13 protein-coding genes are annotated in these 14813 nt (G+C 42.7%); 9 read left to right on the forward strand and 4 right to left on the reverse strand.

Annotated elements, in window-relative coordinates; translation table 11 throughout:
- The 3 genes from AC4MCD_RS05100 to AC4MCD_RS05110 all read left to right on the forward strand — a co-directional run bounded on the left by AC4MCD_RS05100 (position 1) and on the right by AC4MCD_RS05110 (position 3246).
- A complete protein-coding gene (locus AC4MCD_RS05100) occupies positions 1 to 2247 on the forward strand; it encodes a bifunctional prephenate dehydrogenase/3-phosphoshikimate 1-carboxyvinyltransferase (RefSeq protein WP_491876692.1) in 2247 nt (748 codons plus the stop codon).
- Between the two features lie 100 nt (positions 2248 to 2347).
- Positions 2348 to 2713, forward strand: a complete 366-nt coding sequence (locus AC4MCD_RS05105) for a hypothetical protein (protein ID WP_419374651.1) — start codon at positions 2348 to 2350, stop codon at positions 2711 to 2713.
- A complete protein-coding gene (locus AC4MCD_RS05110) occupies positions 2701 to 3246 on the forward strand; it encodes a GNAT family N-acetyltransferase (protein ID WP_491876693.1) in 546 nt (181 codons plus the stop codon). Before AC4MCD_RS05105 ends, AC4MCD_RS05110 begins: the two co-directional genes overlap by 13 nt.
- Before the next feature lie 32 nt (positions 3247 to 3278).
- On the opposite strand, the gene AC4MCD_RS05115 is transcribed toward AC4MCD_RS05110, so the two are convergent.
- The gene (locus AC4MCD_RS05115; protein WP_419374649.1) at positions 3279 to 3911 is read right to left on the reverse strand and encodes an alpha/beta hydrolase; all 633 of its coding nucleotides are present in this window, start codon (positions 3909 to 3911) and stop codon (positions 3279 to 3281) included.
- A 122-nt stretch (positions 3912 to 4033) separates the two neighbouring features.
- Between AC4MCD_RS05115 and yaaA the strand changes: the two genes are divergently transcribed.
- From yaaA to rnhB, 6 genes are all read left to right on the forward strand, one after another.
- Positions 4034 to 4816: a peroxide stress protein YaaA gene (gene yaaA, locus AC4MCD_RS05120; protein ID WP_313399559.1), complete on the forward strand. Its 783-nt coding sequence runs from the start codon at positions 4034 to 4036 to the stop codon at positions 4814 to 4816.
- A gap of 1101 nt (positions 4817 to 5917) precedes the next feature.
- On the forward strand, positions 5918 to 7240 hold the full coding sequence (locus AC4MCD_RS05125) for an NCS2 family permease (protein ID WP_004815389.1): 1323 nt from the start codon (positions 5918 to 5920) through the stop codon (positions 7238 to 7240).
- A gap of 77 nt (positions 7241 to 7317) precedes the next feature.
- Complete coding sequence (locus tag AC4MCD_RS05130) at positions 7318 to 8319, forward strand: adenosine deaminase (RefSeq protein ID WP_491876694.1); 1002 nt, start codon at positions 7318 to 7320, stop codon at positions 8317 to 8319.
- A gap of 82 nt (positions 8320 to 8401) precedes the next feature.
- On the forward strand, positions 8402 to 8746 hold the full coding sequence (locus AC4MCD_RS05135; RefSeq protein ID WP_180011669.1) for a hypothetical protein: 345 nt from the start codon (positions 8402 to 8404) through the stop codon (positions 8744 to 8746).
- Between the two features lie 184 nt (positions 8747 to 8930).
- Positions 8931 to 9311: a hypothetical protein gene (locus AC4MCD_RS05140; RefSeq protein WP_208462779.1), complete on the forward strand. Its 381-nt coding sequence runs from the start codon at positions 8931 to 8933 to the stop codon at positions 9309 to 9311.
- A gap of 57 nt (positions 9312 to 9368) precedes the next feature.
- Positions 9369 to 9959, forward strand: a complete 591-nt coding sequence (gene rnhB / locus AC4MCD_RS05145) for a ribonuclease HII (protein WP_004784204.1) — start codon at positions 9369 to 9371, stop codon at positions 9957 to 9959.
- A gap of 79 nt (positions 9960 to 10038) precedes the next feature.
- Here the strand turns inward: rnhB and csrA are convergent, their stop codons facing one another.
- From csrA to alaS, 3 genes are all read right to left on the reverse strand, one after another.
- A complete protein-coding gene (gene csrA / locus AC4MCD_RS05150; protein ID WP_004784202.1) occupies positions 10039 to 10296 on the reverse strand; it encodes a carbon storage regulator CsrA in 258 nt (85 codons plus the stop codon).
- A 248-nt stretch (positions 10297 to 10544) separates the two neighbouring features.
- On the reverse strand, positions 10545 to 11825 hold the full coding sequence (locus AC4MCD_RS05155; protein WP_419365509.1) for an aspartate kinase: 1281 nt from the start codon (positions 11823 to 11825) through the stop codon (positions 10545 to 10547).
- Positions 11826 to 11889: 64 nt separating this feature from the next.
- Positions 11890 to 14583 (reverse strand): alanine--tRNA ligase, encoded by a 2694-nt coding sequence (alaS, locus tag AC4MCD_RS05160; protein ID WP_419365510.1) that lies wholly within the window; start codon positions 14581 to 14583, stop codon positions 11890 to 11892.
- Positions 14584 to 14813 lie beyond the last annotated feature (230 nt).

Raw genomic sequence — 14813 nt, forward strand, 5'->3', positions numbered from 1 at the left:
ATGTCGCAGCCACTGTTTGAAAAAGTTGCCTTTATCGGACTTGGACTGATTGGTTCAAGTCTGGCGCGTGTCATTCAAGCCGAGCATTTAGCCAATGACATCGTGGCATCGACCCGCTCTCAAAAAACCTTGGAAGATGCCAAGGCACTGGGTCTGATTTCCGACAGCTATGCAGATCCTGTAGAAGCTGTTAAGGGGGCAGACTTGATCGTGCTGGCATTACCTGTTCGTGCCACCCAGAAAGTGCTGGAAACCATCAAGCCTTATCTGACGGAAAATGTCATTCTGACCGATGTTGGCAGTACCAAAGGCAATGTGGTAGAAGCAGCCAAAGCTGTGTTTGGTGAAAATCTGCCAGCCGGTTTTGTTCCGGGGCATCCGATTGCTGGTGCCGAGCATACCGGTGTACATGCAGGCAAGGTCGATCTATTTGCCAATCATAAGGTGATATTGACGCCGTTACCGACCAGTGCAGCGTGGGCCGTCGATAAACTGATTCAACTGTGGCAAGCAGCAAAAGCGGAAGTGATCTGTATGGATGTGGAAAAGCACGATGAAGTGCTAGCCCATACCAGTCATCTTCCGCATCTGATGGCCTTCAACCTGGTCGAACAACTGGCCAAGCGCGAAGACAATCTGGATATATTTCGTTATGCTGCCGGTGGCTTCCGCGACTTCTCGCGTATCGCTGCCAGTGATCCACAAATGTGGCATGACATCTTTTTTGCCAATAAAAAAGCAATTCTCAACGCCGTGGATGGTTTTGAGGCCCAGCTAGCGATTATCCGCAAGCTGATCGAAAATGAAGATTCACAAGCATTGATGGGCTTATTGGGACATGCACAGGCAGCTCGCCAGCATTTCAACCATATGCTCGCCAAGAAACCTTTCATGGAGAAAAATAACGTGACACAACAATTTACCATTCAGCCGGGTGCCAAGAAATTCCAGGGCAAATTTACCGTGCCAGGTGACAAATCTGTGTCACACCGTTCCATCATGTTTGGCGCCATCGCGGAAGGCACAACGCATGTGACCGGGTTCCTTGAGGGTGAAGATGCGCTTGCAACTTTACAAGCCTTCCGTGATATGGGCGTAAGCATTGAAGGCCCTAAAAATGGTGAAGTGACCATTCATGGTGTGGGTATGCATGGTCTGAAAGCACCACAGTCTGCACTGTATATGGGTAATTCAGGTACTTCAATGCGTTTGCTGTCTGGCATGCTGTCTGCACAGAAATTTGACTCGGTGATGACCGGTGATGCTTCACTGTCTAAGCGTCCAATGGAGCGTATTGCTAAACCATTACGTTTAATGGGTGCACAGATTCAAACTACGGGTGAACGTGGTACACCACCAGTATCGATTACCGGTAATCAAAACCTGAAAGGTATTCAATACGACTTGCCAATGGCATCTGCTCAGGTGAAATCAGGCATTCTACTGGCGGGTCTTTGGGCAGAAGGTGAAACTTCAGTGACTGAACCTGAACCAACCCGTGACCATACTGAACGTATGTTGCGTGCTTTTGGTTATGACGTAAAAACTGAAGCTAACCGTATTTCCCTGCAAGGTGGTGGCAAACTGGTAGGTACTAACATTCAGGTGCCTTCTGATATTTCATCTGCAGCCTTCTTTATGGTCGGTGCGGCGATCACTGAAAATTCAGATGTGACTTTGGAAGCTGTGGGGATTAACCCGACTCGTACTGGTGTCATCGAAATCCTGAAACAGATGGGCGCTGACATTACAGTTGAAAATGAACGTATTGCGGGCGGTGAACCGATTGCGGATATCCGGATCCGTGGTACACGTACCTTAAAAGGCATTCATATACCGGAAGACCAAGTGCCACTAGCAATTGATGAATTCCCAGCATTGTTTATAGCGGCAGCTTGTGCTGAAGGTCAAACCATCCTGACAGGTGCTGCTGAACTGCGTGTCAAAGAATCGGATCGTATTCAAGTGATGGCAGATGGTCTGAAAACCATGGGCATTGACTGTACGCCAACTGATGATGGCATCATTATCGAAGGTAAGGGTAAGGCAGGTGACTGGTCACCAATCTTCACAGGTGGTGAAATTGAATCGCATCATGACCATCGTATCGCAATGAGCTTCTCGATTGCAGGTCTGCGTAACTCAAGTGAAATCAAGATTGTTGGGACTGAAACCGTCGCAACCAGCTTCCCAACCTTCACTGAATTGAGTGCTCAAGCGGGTCTGGCGATTGAAGTGACAGAATAATTCTAAAATTTACATGAAACAGCCAAGCTTTTGCTTGGCTGTTTTGTTTATATTGGCTTATGCTAAAACCATACAACAAAAAAGCCATTTGGATGTAGCAATGCGAAAATTAAAATTTATGGCCAACCCTCAGAGCCAGGAACAATTACAGGGCAGTCAGCAGACTCAGGAATATGTGGCGCATCTGCTGACGGAAGAGCTCGGTAAATATGGCTTTAAAACCTTGGCGCAAAGTGGCGCACAAGTGGCCATAAGTGTCGATGAACACGAGTTACCATTATCAGTGAGCTGTGAGACACGAGACCAGGAAGGGCACCTGATTTGTGAAATCGCCTCTTACCCGGATGAAGAACAGGACTGGCTGGATCGGATTACAGAACAAAGTTTATTAAATCAGTTGGCACAAGCCGTTGAAGCATCGCTGAAAGAACAAGAAAGTTTTAGTGAGTTCGAGTGGAAAAACTAATTCAACCGATTCAAAGACTTTCGCCCATACTGCAAAGCGAACGTCTTGTTTTAGATTATTTTAAGCCATCCGATGCTGCGGAAGCTTATGCCTCGATTATCCCGAGTCTGACCCGTTTTATGGCATGGAAGACACCGGAATCTGAGCAGGTATTTGTAACAGTCTGGCAAAACTGGCTAAACAATATGGCTGATCATAAAGAATATATCTTTGTGATCCGTCATATTGAAAGACATGAATTTATCGGATTATGCGGTTTGCATCGACTGCATGATGAAATACCTGAAGTGGGTATCTGGATTCGTGAAACGGCGCATGGTCATCATTATGGACATGAGGCGGTGCGTTGTATTGTGGCCTATGCTTTCAATACATTAGGGATCAAGGTTTTGAGCTATCCGGTAGCAGAAGAAAACTGGTCTAGCCGGAAAATTGCAGAGCGCTTGGGTGGAAAAATTACCAGCCACCTAGATAAGCCTAAATATCGGGCTGTAATTTATGAAATACACGCTAAAGATTTAATGACTGAATAAAAAACCTCATCAAATGATGAGGTTTTTCTTGATCAGCTTAATGCGAGGAAACGGCTCATCGCAATCCGGAGCTGCTTTAAATAACCAGTAAAGAAATGGTTTGCACCGGGCAAGATCGTGACCAGATGACGTTGAGGCTTGGCCCATTCAATCATGTCAGATAAAAGTGTGACATCATCCGCTTCACCATGGATAAATAAAATATCACCTTTGATCGGTGGGGTAACATAGTGACGTAGGCCAGCTACGGTCGCAGTCGGTAAACCACACAAAATCACTTTTGAAGGTTGCAGTTCAACTGGCAGGGCGGCGTAACACTTGGCCATGACATGTGCACCAAAACTGAAACCGCCTGCAAAGAAAGGCAGGCCAATATGCTGGTGACGCGCATATTTAATGACTTCAAGTATATCATCTGTTTCACCAAAGCCTTCATCATGCAGACCGGCACTTTGACCAGAACCACGGAAACTTGGACGATAGACAACACAACCACGCTCTAAAAACATTTGTGCCAGTAACACCGGAACCTTATGTTGTGGTGTGCCACCTTGTAATGGATGGGGATGACAAACAATCGCGAATCCTTTCACTTCACCCTGAGGATAATCCACAAAAACCTCAAGTTGGCCAGCAGGGCCTTGGAGGAAGATTGGTTCGGACATAGAAAACCGATAAATTGCAGGAGAATTTTCTATTTTAACGATTATGATAAATAAAAACATGAATTGGAATTAAAATAAGTCTACTGATATAGTTTGATTAATCATTTTTTAACCAGGTTGCTATGCTTGCTTTAATTTCTCCAGCCAAGACTCTAGATTACGAAACACCTTTACCTACCGATCAATTTACTCAGGCAAGATTGCTTGAACATTCCCAGGAATTGATAGAAGTTGCCCGCAAGTTATCAGCAACTGAAATTGCCAGCTTAATGAGCGTCAGTGAAAAAATTGCCAATCTGAATGCGGAACGCTTTAGAGACTGGCAGCCAGATTTTGATTTTTCCAATGCTCGTCAGGCAATCTTTGCCTTTAAAGGGGACGTTTATACCGGTCTGGATGCTTACCAGTTAAAGCAGGATCAGATTCATTACGCACAGAACCATCTGCGTATGTTATCCGGCCTATATGGCTTATTGCGTCCGCTGGATCTGATGATGCCTTACCGTCTGGAAATGGGAACCAAATTGACTAACCCACGTGGTGCTCATCTCTACGAGTTCTGGGGACATACCATTACTGACCTGATCAATCATGACCTGGCAGCAGCAGAGTCTGAAATTCTGGTCAATATTGCCTCTGATGAATATTACAAGGCAGTGAAAGAAAGCAAAATTCAGGCTGAAATCATCAAGCCGGTATTTTTAGATCAGAAAAATGGCAAATATAAAGTCATCAGCTTCTATGCCAAGAAAGCTCGTGGTTTAATGGCGCGCTTTATCATTGAAAACCAGATCAAACGAACTGAAGACTTAAAAGCCTTTAATACCGATGGGTATTATTTTGATGCTGAAAGTTCATTAAAAGGTGAGTTGGTATTTAAACGTGATGAGCAGCTAGCTGCTTAAGGTAAAAGATTTACCCAAGGCTGAATGAAGAAATTTTCTTAAAAGTCTTGGGTGAATTTAAGTTTAGCAATATTGAATTGAATAAAAATTAAAAAAAAGGGAAGGAACTTCCAAAATATCATTTATTTAGAAGAATTTTTAACAGGAAATGGATAAATTTTTTAGAAGAAAAGCTAAATAAAATAATGAAAGCTATAGGGAGCTTTAAAAGATATTTTTCACTCGATAAATTTATATAGTAAAGACAAATTTCTAAAAAAATAAAAAATAGAATCAATCAATTAATTTCTTTTAATATTCAAAAAATGACTAAAAATAAAAAAATATGGCTCAAAAAATTATGATTAATTGAATAAGAAGTATAAAAAAATGAAGAATATAAAAACTCTAAATAATTGAAAAAACTGCATTTTATCGGGTTATTTGTAGACTATGTCACAATTTTATTGTTAATTTGTTAGCATAACTTTAATGCTGTTACATAACTCAACTACAAAAATGAAAATTTATACAATTCCTATTTTTGTGCTGATGGTGGGTTTACTCGGTTATTGTGTTCACCAACAGGCCGAAACAAAAAAACATGAGGAGCTTCATCAGATTCTGAGAGAAGTACAACATTCAACTAAATTGCTGAATGCAAATCGGCCCCGACCTTAATAGATTTGAACTAAGCGTTTTGATTAAGGAATCAGGTAAAAAAATAAAAATAAAATCATAATAAATAAAAGAAAATTTAATAATAATAAAACTGACTTATATTAATTTTTAATAAAATATAAATTCTAAGAAGCAATCAGAAATCAATGTGTTATAATTTGCAAAAGATAAAGTTAGATCAAATTTACTTAAATTAAGTATTTGATTCTAATGATGAAAAAAGCTGCATAGGGGTTATGCAGCTTTTTTGTTTAGATTGTTTTTTGAGTTTTTCTAGCGCAGTTTTCTTACTGTTCGCTATTGAAACATTTTGACCCGCTAAATGGCGAAGCTGGCATATTCGTTGCTAACAGATCCTTAAAATTCATGAAGTTTTCTATAAAGTTTCATGAATCCGGCGGCATGCTTAAAGCATAAAGTTTACTCAATAGGGGCTAGGTCATGACGACTCCTAATCCATCTTCAGAAAATATGCTGGAACGTCTGTTCAAACTGAGTGAAAACAAAACCAGTTTCCGTACAGAAGTTCTGGCAGGTGTAACCACGTTCCTGACAATGTGTTACATCATTATTGTTAATCCGATGATTTTATCCGAAACCGGGATGGATCATGGGGCTGTCTTTGTAGCCACCTGTCTTGCAGCCGCAATTGGCTGCTTGGTAATGGGGCTTATTGCCAATTATCCAATTGCACTTGCACCGGGTATGGGGCTGAATGCCTTCTTTACTTACTCAGTCTGTCTGGGAATGGGTGTGCCTTGGCAAACTGCATTAGGTGCAGTATTTGTATCTGGTCTGGTCTTCATTGCCATCAGTATGTTCAAAATACGTGAGGCGATTGTCAATGCCATTCCAATGTCACTCAAACTGGCAATTGGTGGTGGTATTGGCCTGTTCCTGGCCCTAGTTGCACTTAAAAATGCTGGCATTATTGTTGATAATCAAGCGACCTTGGTGGGTCTGGGTGATTTGAAACAGCCAACAGTTATGCTTGCGCTACTTGGCTTCCTGTTAGTGGTAGTAATGCATCACTTCAAAGTACGTGGTGCGATTATTATCAGTATTCTGGTAATCACTGCAATTTCTACTGCTTTAGGTTATAACCAGTTCCAGGGTGTAGTGGGTCAAATTCCTTCTCTGGCACCAACCTTCCTGCAAATGGACTTTCAAGGTCTGTTTACAGCCAGCCTGATCGGTGTGATCTTCGTATTCTTCCTGGTCGATCTGTTTGACTCTACTGGTACGTTGGTAGGTGTTTCACATCGTGCAGGTCTGTTAAAAGATGGTAAATTGCCGCGTCTGAAAAAAGCATTATTTGCCGATTCTTCTGCGATTGTTGCAGGTGCTGCTTTGGGTACTTCTTCAACTACACCTTATATTGAATCATCAGCGGGTGTTGCAGCAGGTGGTCGTACTGGTCTGACTGCAGTTGTGGTGGGCTTACTATTCATTGCCTGCTTATTCCTGGCTCCATTGGCTCAATCTGTACCGGGTTTTGCTACTGCACCTGCATTGCTATTTGTCGGTGTATTGATGATTCAGGGTATTGTCCATATTGAATGGGATGATATTACTGAAGCGGTTCCAGCATTCCTGACCATTGTATTCATGCCATTTACGTACTCAATTGCAGATGGTATCGCAATGGGTTTTATCAGCTATGCGCTGATTAAACTGCTGACAGGTAAAGCGAAAACTGTGCCATACATGGTGTGGATCATCGCAGTACTGTGGGCATTGAAGTTCTGGATGTTTGGCGGCTAATTTTTGTCGAATATCAAAAGGGTGTAAACTCAGTTTGCACCCTTTTTTATTTTTCTCAGGTTTAATCAGGAGTAGCGATGAACCGTCTTGAATTGATTCAGGCCTTGCCAAAGGCTGAGCTGCATGTGCATATCGAAGGTACCTTTGAACCTGAGTTAATGTTTGCGATTGCACAGCGTAATGAAATTAGCATTCCTTATAAATCGGTTGAGGAAGTGAAGCAGGCTTATAATTTCCATAATCTGCAATCTTTCCTGGATATCTACTACGCGGGTGCCAATGTTCTGATTCATGAACAGGACTTTTATGATCTGGCTTGGGCGTATTTTGAAAAATGCGCAGATGATAATGTCGTGCATACTGAAATGTTCTTTGATCCGCAAACGCATACCGATCGCGGCATTGCCTTTGAAACCGTGATTAATGGCTTGCGGAAAGCCTGTGATGATGCGAAAGCTAAATTAGGCATTACTTCACATCTGATCATGTGTTTCTTACGTCATTTAAGTGAAGAAGCAGCATTTGAGACATTAGAGCAAGCACTGCCTTATAAAGAACAAATCATTGGAGTAGGGCTGGATTCAAGTGAAGTCGGGCATCCACCGTCTAAGTTTGAACGTGTTTTCGCCAAAGCACGTGAAGCCGGTTTTCTGGTGGTTGCACATGCGGGTGAAGAAGGTCCGGCAGAATATGTCTGGGAAGCTTTGGATTTATTAAAAGTCAACCGTATTGATCATGGCGTACGTTCTGAGGAAGATCCAGAATTGATGCAGCGTTTGATTGCAGAGAAGATGCCACTTACTGTTTGTCCTTTATCAAACCTGAAACTGTGTGTTGTGGATGATATGCAGCAGCATAATATCCGTCGCCTGTTGCAGCAGGGTGTGCATGTCACAGTGAATTCGGATGATCCATCCTATTTCGGTGGTTATATGAATGACAATTTCATTGCCATTGCTGAAGCTTTGGATCTAAGCAATGAAGAACTTAAACAGCTGGCAATCAATTCTTTTGAGGCTTCATTTATTTCTAATGCTGAAAAACAGAAATGGATCAGCCTGATTCAGGCACTTGTTTAAAATATCATTCCAGTAAATTTGTTAGCCCAAAGAGGGTAGAGTTCGCTCTGCCTTTTTATTTAATCTGATATATGAACCGAAGATGAAATTAAAATTCCTGTGGCCTGTTCTGGCTGTTAGCTTAATCAATCCTGCTTGTGCAGATACCTCAATGACTCAGAAAGCCCTGAAACCTGTGATTGAATATCAGTGTGGCCAAGAGCTGAAAGATTCCAAAGTCTGGAAAATGGGGACTTATTTCATGGCTGAAGCCAATAAACAGCATTTACAGCAAAAAGTATGTGGCTGTGTGGGTGAACATGCCTTGGAAGGTGTGCCGGCCAAAACTCTGTTAAAAGCAACTGTTGATGAAGAAACCAAAAAGGAGCTAACCCGCAAAGCAATTGCCAATAGCTTAAAAGGCTGTATGGGTGAGTTTATCAATTAAGGATTTTTGGGTGCTGGCTTATCCAGACTTTACCTTTAGATTAGTAGTGAGTCTTCTTTCCTGTGATGGCTATGAGTCTGGCTGCGTGCAGATTAGACATCATGACTCATTTTTAGATTTCTTATTGCGATAAAATTCGGCACAATAGCCGCATATTTTAAAAGCTGAAAAAAGGATAAAATCCGTGAAAAAATTATTGGCTGTTGTTGCTCCATTAGCACTTGTTCTTTCTGCCTGCGTAGCACCACAAGGTACGGGTACAACCACTCAAGCAAGTACAGGTCAGCAGCTCGGTTCTGCAGCCATTAAAATTGCCATCAATGCAAAATGTGTCACTGAACTGAATAATATTCCGGCTTGGCAAACTGCAACACGTTTAATGACAGAAACACAAAAACAGAATATCCAGTCTGAAATCTGTGGTTGTGTGAGTGAAAAAGCACCACAGAATGTGACTGCGGTGGATTTGGCAACTGCAGCAATTGATCCGACAGCACGTGCGACTATTGTAGGCAATGTTGTTGCAAATACTATTAACGCTTGTGTGGCTGAAGCTGTAAACTAAGTCAAAATCAAATTTGAATAGGCTGACTGGTTCAGCCTATTTTTTATGGGAAATAAAATGAACATTGCTGGTGTAGATGAAGCAGGGCGTGGGCCATTAGTAGGATCGGTGGTCGCTGCGGCTGTGATATTGGATCCGAATAACCCGATTGAGGGCTTAAATGATTCCAAGAAGCTAAGCGAGAAGAAGCGCGAAAAACTTTTTATTGAGATTCAGGAAAAAGCACTGGCTTGGGCCATTGCTGAAGCTTCTGCGGCAGAAATCGACGAGCATAATATTTTGCAGGCCTCTTTGCTGGCAATGCGCCGCGCTGTAGAAGCATTAAGCATTCAGCCGGAACATGTGCTGGTCGATGGCAACAAGATTCCTCAGGGCCTTGCGATGAGCTGTGATGCAGTCGTAGGCGGGGATGCCTTGCATCCTGAGATTTCGGCAGCCAGTATTCTGGCAAAAGTGACCCGTGATCGCCAGATGGTAGAGATGGATCAGAAGTATCCACAATTTGGCTTTGCCAAGCATAAGGGGTATCCGACCAAAGCACATTTTGAAGCGATTGCCTTACACGGGGTGATTGATGAGCACCGTCGCAGTTTTGGACCGGTGAAAAAAGTGCTGGCAGCGTTGCTTGATCAGCAGCAGGCGGGATAAAGTCTGATTATTTTGCTATGCAGTTGAAAATTAGACAAATTAAAAGCGGCTTAAAAGCCGCTTTTATAGCCATACAAAATTAACGGTTAAAGTTATTTTGTGTCTGGTTGTCATCTTCATAAGAAGAAGGCTGATAATCCTGGTCAATATGCTGAAGATGTTCATGCATTGCACGTTCATGCTGGATACGCTGGTAAATCTCTTCACGGTGTACAGAGACTTCTTTCGGAGCATTTACCCCAATACGAACCTGGTTGCCTTTTACGCCAAGTACAGTCACGCTGACTTGGTCTCCGATCATTAAAGTTTCCCCGACGCGTCGAGTCAAAATCAGCATGTTTCTCTCCTTGCAAAATGCAAAACCTGCAATCTATTGAATGTAATAAAAAAACACAACCTAAAATTATATAATTAATGTCTGAATAGAAAGTCCTGTCCATGAAATGAAGAGGTTAACTATCCAGACTGTTGAAAATCCTTAGGCTTAATATAACAGAGCCACTATAAAAAAAACTATAGTGGCCCTGCATTTTTGTAGAGATTTAATGAAATACTGTCAGACAATGACGGTATTTTGTAGTTCTCTTAAGCGCGTGTGCTAGATTCACCATATTCACGGTCTAAACCGAACGCAGTGTGAAGTGAGCGAACTGCAAGCTCAAGATAATTCTCTTCGATAATTACTGAAATCTTGATTTCAGAAGTAGAGATCATCAGGATATTGATGCCTTCATCAGCAAGGGCAGTGAACATTTTGCTCGCTACACCAGCGTGAGAACGCATACCTACACCTACGATCGACACTTTTACGATGTCATCACGAGTTGCAACTTCACGTGCGCCAATCGCTTGAGCGGTTTCTTCAAGGATTTTTTTAGCTTTAGCGAGTTCACCGCGGTTTACAGTAAACGTGAAATCAGTTGTACCATCTTCTTCAACGTTCTGGATAATCATATCCACTTCGATATTGGCATTACCAATTGGTTTAAGAATTTTAGATGCAATACCTGGCTCATCTGGAACACCCAGAATAGTCAGTTTAGCTTCGTCGCGGTTGAACGCGATACCAGAGATAATTGGCTGTTCCATGTTGTCTTCCAGTTCAGTAGTAATAAGAGTTCCGACGTTGTTTTTAAAGTCTTCGTCAAATGCGCCATCATTGTCATTATCGAAGCTTGAGAGTACGCGTAGAGGTACTTGGTACTTACCAGCAAATTCTACTGAACGAATTTGCAGGACTTTAGAACCTAAAGATGCCATTTCCAGCATTTCTTCGAAAGAGATACGGTCTACTTTTTTCGCTTTTGGTGCAACACGAGGGTCAGTCGTATATACGCCATCTACGTCTGTGTAAATCTGGCATTCATCGGCTTTCAGGGCGGCAGCAAGTGCAACACCTGAAGTATCAGAACCACCACGGCCAAGCGTTGTTGTATTGCCATCAGCATCAAAGCCTTGGAAACCAGCAACCACAATTACACGACCTGCATCCAGATTTTCAGTTAATACATCAGTATCAATTGATTCAATACGGGCTTTGGTAAATGAGCTGTCGGTTTTAATACCAACCTGGCGACCAGTCAAAGATTTAGCTTCAACACCGATCGAATTCAACGCCATTGCGAGCATGGAAATCGTTACCTGTTCACCCGTAGAAACCATTTGGTCAAGTTCACGTGGGTCAGGGGTTTCGGTAATGGCCTTCGCGAGAGCAAGCAGACGATTGGTTTCGCCACTCATTGCTGATACAACAACCACTACCTTGTGGCCGTGGTCATGCCAGCGCTTCACACGACGAGCAACATTGAGAATGCGCTCGGGAGTACCCATTGAGGTACCGCCATATTTTTGAACGATTAATGCCATAGTTGTTCCATATAAACCATGACCCTGATTTTCCGATCAGGGTCAGTTACACAAAATGAAGTTTTTATTTTGCTTCAAGCCAAGCTGCTAAATCAGCCATCACTGGAGCAAACTTCTCGTTAAGTGGCGCGCCACCTTGTGCCAAGTCAGGTTTACCACCACCTTTACCACCTAGCTCAGTTGCCAAGTGTTTGATGATGTCGCCCGCTTTAATAGAAGCAGTAAAGTCTTTCGCTACAGATGCAATCAAGCTCACCTTGTCACCCTCTACACCTGCAAGCACAATGACTGCATTTTCTAATTTTGATTTCACACCGTCGTGTAGGTTACGTAATGCTTTCGCATCCATACCCTGAACAGTAGTGATCAGTGTTTTACGACCAGCAAGCTCTTGAACCTGACTTAAAAGTTCACCGGCTTGTAGGCTTGCCAATTTTTGATTCAATTGTTCAATCTGTTTTTGCAATTGATGCGCAGTGTCCACCACAGCTTCAACTTTTTCGACTGTTTGATGGTTCTGTGCTTTTAATAAACCATTGATATATTGAACATCACGGTCGACTTTCTGTACGGCTTCAACAGCTTTAGTACCGGTTACTGCTTCAATACGACGTACACCCGCTGCGACACCACCTTCAGACGTGATTTTGAACAGACCGATGTCACCCGTACGTTTTACGTGAATACCGCCACACAGCTCGATCGAGAAGTTTTTCTCGTCAATTACTGAACCCATAGATAATACGCGAACTTCTTCACCGTATTTCTCACCGAACAGCATCATCGCACCTTTGGCTTTCGCAGATTCGATGTCGAGCAGTTCAGTGGTTACAGCTGTGTTGGCAATCACTTCGGCATTGACAAGACGTTCAATTTCTTGCAGCTGTTCAAAAGTTACAGGTTGGTCGTTTGCAAAGTCGAAACGTAGAACGTCAGACGCAACCAATGAACCTTTTTGCTGTACGTGTGAACCCAGGATTTGACGTAGGGCAGCGTGTAACAAGTGAGTTGCAGAGTGGTTACGTGCAGTTGCAGCACGAATCTCGGCTTTAACCGTTGCTTCAACGTTTTGAGTAACTTTCAGGTTACCCATAGTCACGATACCTTGGTGTACGAACGCACCACCAGATTTTTTGGTATCTTGAACTTCGAAAATACCCGTATCGTTTTTGAAGATACCTGTATCACCGATTTGACCACCGCTTTCTGCATAGAAAGGAGTTTGGTTCAATACGATCAGTGCTTCGTCGCCTTCAACCACTTCGTCAACTTGCTCGCCATCTTTATAGATCGCGATGATTTGACCTTGACCTGCAGTTGCGTCATAACCTTCAAACTGAGTTTCGCCTTCAACTTTAACAACGCTGTTATAGTCGATTGCGAATTTACCTGCATCACGTGCGCGTTGACGTTGTGCAGCCATCTCTTTCTCAAAGCCAGCTTCGTCAATCGTTAAATCACGTTCACGTGCGATGTCGGCAGTTAAGTCAGTTGGGAAGCCGTAAGTGTCATAAAGTTTGAATACCACTTCGCCTGGAATCACAGAACCTTTCAGGTTCGCCAATTCACCTTCAAGCAATTTCAGGCCTTGCTCAAGTGTTTTAGCAAACTGTTCTTCTTCTTTCAGCAATGCAGCTTCGATACGTGCTTTGTTTGCTTCAAGTTCAGGATAAGCTGCGCCCATCACATCAATTAAAGGCTGAAGCATTTTGTGGAAGAATGAACCAGTTGCACCCAGTTTGTTACCATGACGAACTGCACGACGGATAATACGACGCAGTACATAACCACGACCTTCATTCGATGGGTTTACACCATCCGCAATCAGGAAGCAGCATGAACGTGCATGGTCAGCAACCACTTTAAGTGAAGCAGGGTATTCAACCGGTTTGTTTTCAGCTTGTGCTTTCGCTTCAATATCTGAAGTATCTAAACCAATAATTTCAGCAGCAGCTTTTAACAGGTTTTGGAACAGGTCGATTTCATAGTTTGAGTTAACATGCTGAAGAACAGCTGAAATACGCTCAAGGCCCATACCTGTATCAACAGAAGGTGCTGGAAGAGGGTGTAATACACCATCAGCAGTACGGTTAAACTGCATGAATACGTTGTTCCAGATTTCAATGAAACGGTCGCCATCTTCTTCAGGCGTGCCAGGTAGGCCACCCCAGATGTGCTCACCGTGATCATAGAAGATTTCAGAACATGGACCACAAGGACCAGTATCGCCCATTGCCCAGAAATTGTCTGATGCGTATTTTTCGCCTTTGTTATCACCAATGCGGATAATACGGCTGGCATCTAGACCAACTTCTTTATTCCAGATATCAAACGCTTCGTCATCAGTGTGATACACAGTTACGTACAATTTGTCTTTAGGTAGCGCCAGCCATTTATCGCCGGTCAAGAATTCCCAGGCAAATTTAATCGCATCACGTTTGAAATAATCACCAAACGAGAAGTTACCCAGCATTTCAAAGAATGTGTGGTGACGAGCTGTGTAGCCAACGTTATCTAAGTCGTTGTGTTTACCGCCTGCACGTACACATTTTTGTGAAGATGTTGCACGAACATAATCACGTTTTTCCAGACCCAGGAAGCAGTCTTTAAACTGGTTCATACCAGCATTGGTAAACAATAATGTTGGGTCGTTGGCAGGAACCAGAGAACTCGACGCGACACGTGTATGCCCTTGCGATTCAAAGTAGCTTAAAAAAGCTTCGCGAATTTCAGCTGATGTCATAAAACGAGTACTCACAACCAAGTCACTCCATAATTTCCGATTTGGCTAAAAACATCACAGTCTGACAAGAAGGTTGGTTCTTTGCTGCAATGCGGGGCTTAAATATTTAAAAACGCCAAATTATAACGGAAAATGCCTGTTCAACCAATGATTTTCATATTTATAGATCATAAAACTATAAGGAATGAATATTGGAAAAATCAGAAAAATGCCCTGCAAAATCAAAAGCTATTGTCATTACAGCA

This window comes from Acinetobacter sp. CAU_H_78 (assembly GCF_058599365.1).

What these genes read in the sequence shown, in the direction of transcription:
- AC4MCD_RS05100 (WP_491876692.1), top strand. Translation starts at nt 1, where the DNA reads ATGTCGCAGCCACTGTTTGAAAAAGTTGCCTTTATCGGACTTGGACTG.
- AC4MCD_RS05105 (WP_419374651.1), top strand. Translation starts at nt 2,348, where the DNA reads ATGCGAAAATTAAAATTTATGGCCAACCCTCAGAGCCAGGAACAATTA.
- AC4MCD_RS05115 (WP_419374649.1), bottom strand. Translation starts at nt 3,911, where the DNA reads ATGTCCGAACCAATCTTCCTCCAAGGCCCTGCTGGCCAACTTGAGGTT.
- yaaA (WP_313399559.1), top strand. Translation starts at nt 4,034, where the DNA reads ATGCTTGCTTTAATTTCTCCAGCCAAGACTCTAGATTACGAAACACCT.
- AC4MCD_RS05125 (WP_004815389.1), top strand. Translation starts at nt 5,918, where the DNA reads ATGACGACTCCTAATCCATCTTCAGAAAATATGCTGGAACGTCTGTTC.
- AC4MCD_RS05130 (WP_491876694.1), top strand. Translation starts at nt 7,318, where the DNA reads ATGAACCGTCTTGAATTGATTCAGGCCTTGCCAAAGGCTGAGCTGCAT.
- AC4MCD_RS05135 (WP_180011669.1), top strand. Translation starts at nt 8,402, where the DNA reads ATGAAATTAAAATTCCTGTGGCCTGTTCTGGCTGTTAGCTTAATCAAT.
- rnhB (WP_004784204.1), top strand. Translation starts at nt 9,369, where the DNA reads ATGAACATTGCTGGTGTAGATGAAGCAGGGCGTGGGCCATTAGTAGGA.
- csrA (WP_004784202.1), bottom strand. Translation starts at nt 10,296, where the DNA reads ATGCTGATTTTGACTCGACGCGTCGGGGAAACTTTAATGATCGGAGAC.
- AC4MCD_RS05155 (WP_419365509.1), bottom strand. Translation starts at nt 11,825, where the DNA reads ATGGCATTAATCGTTCAAAAATATGGCGGTACCTCAATGGGTACTCCC.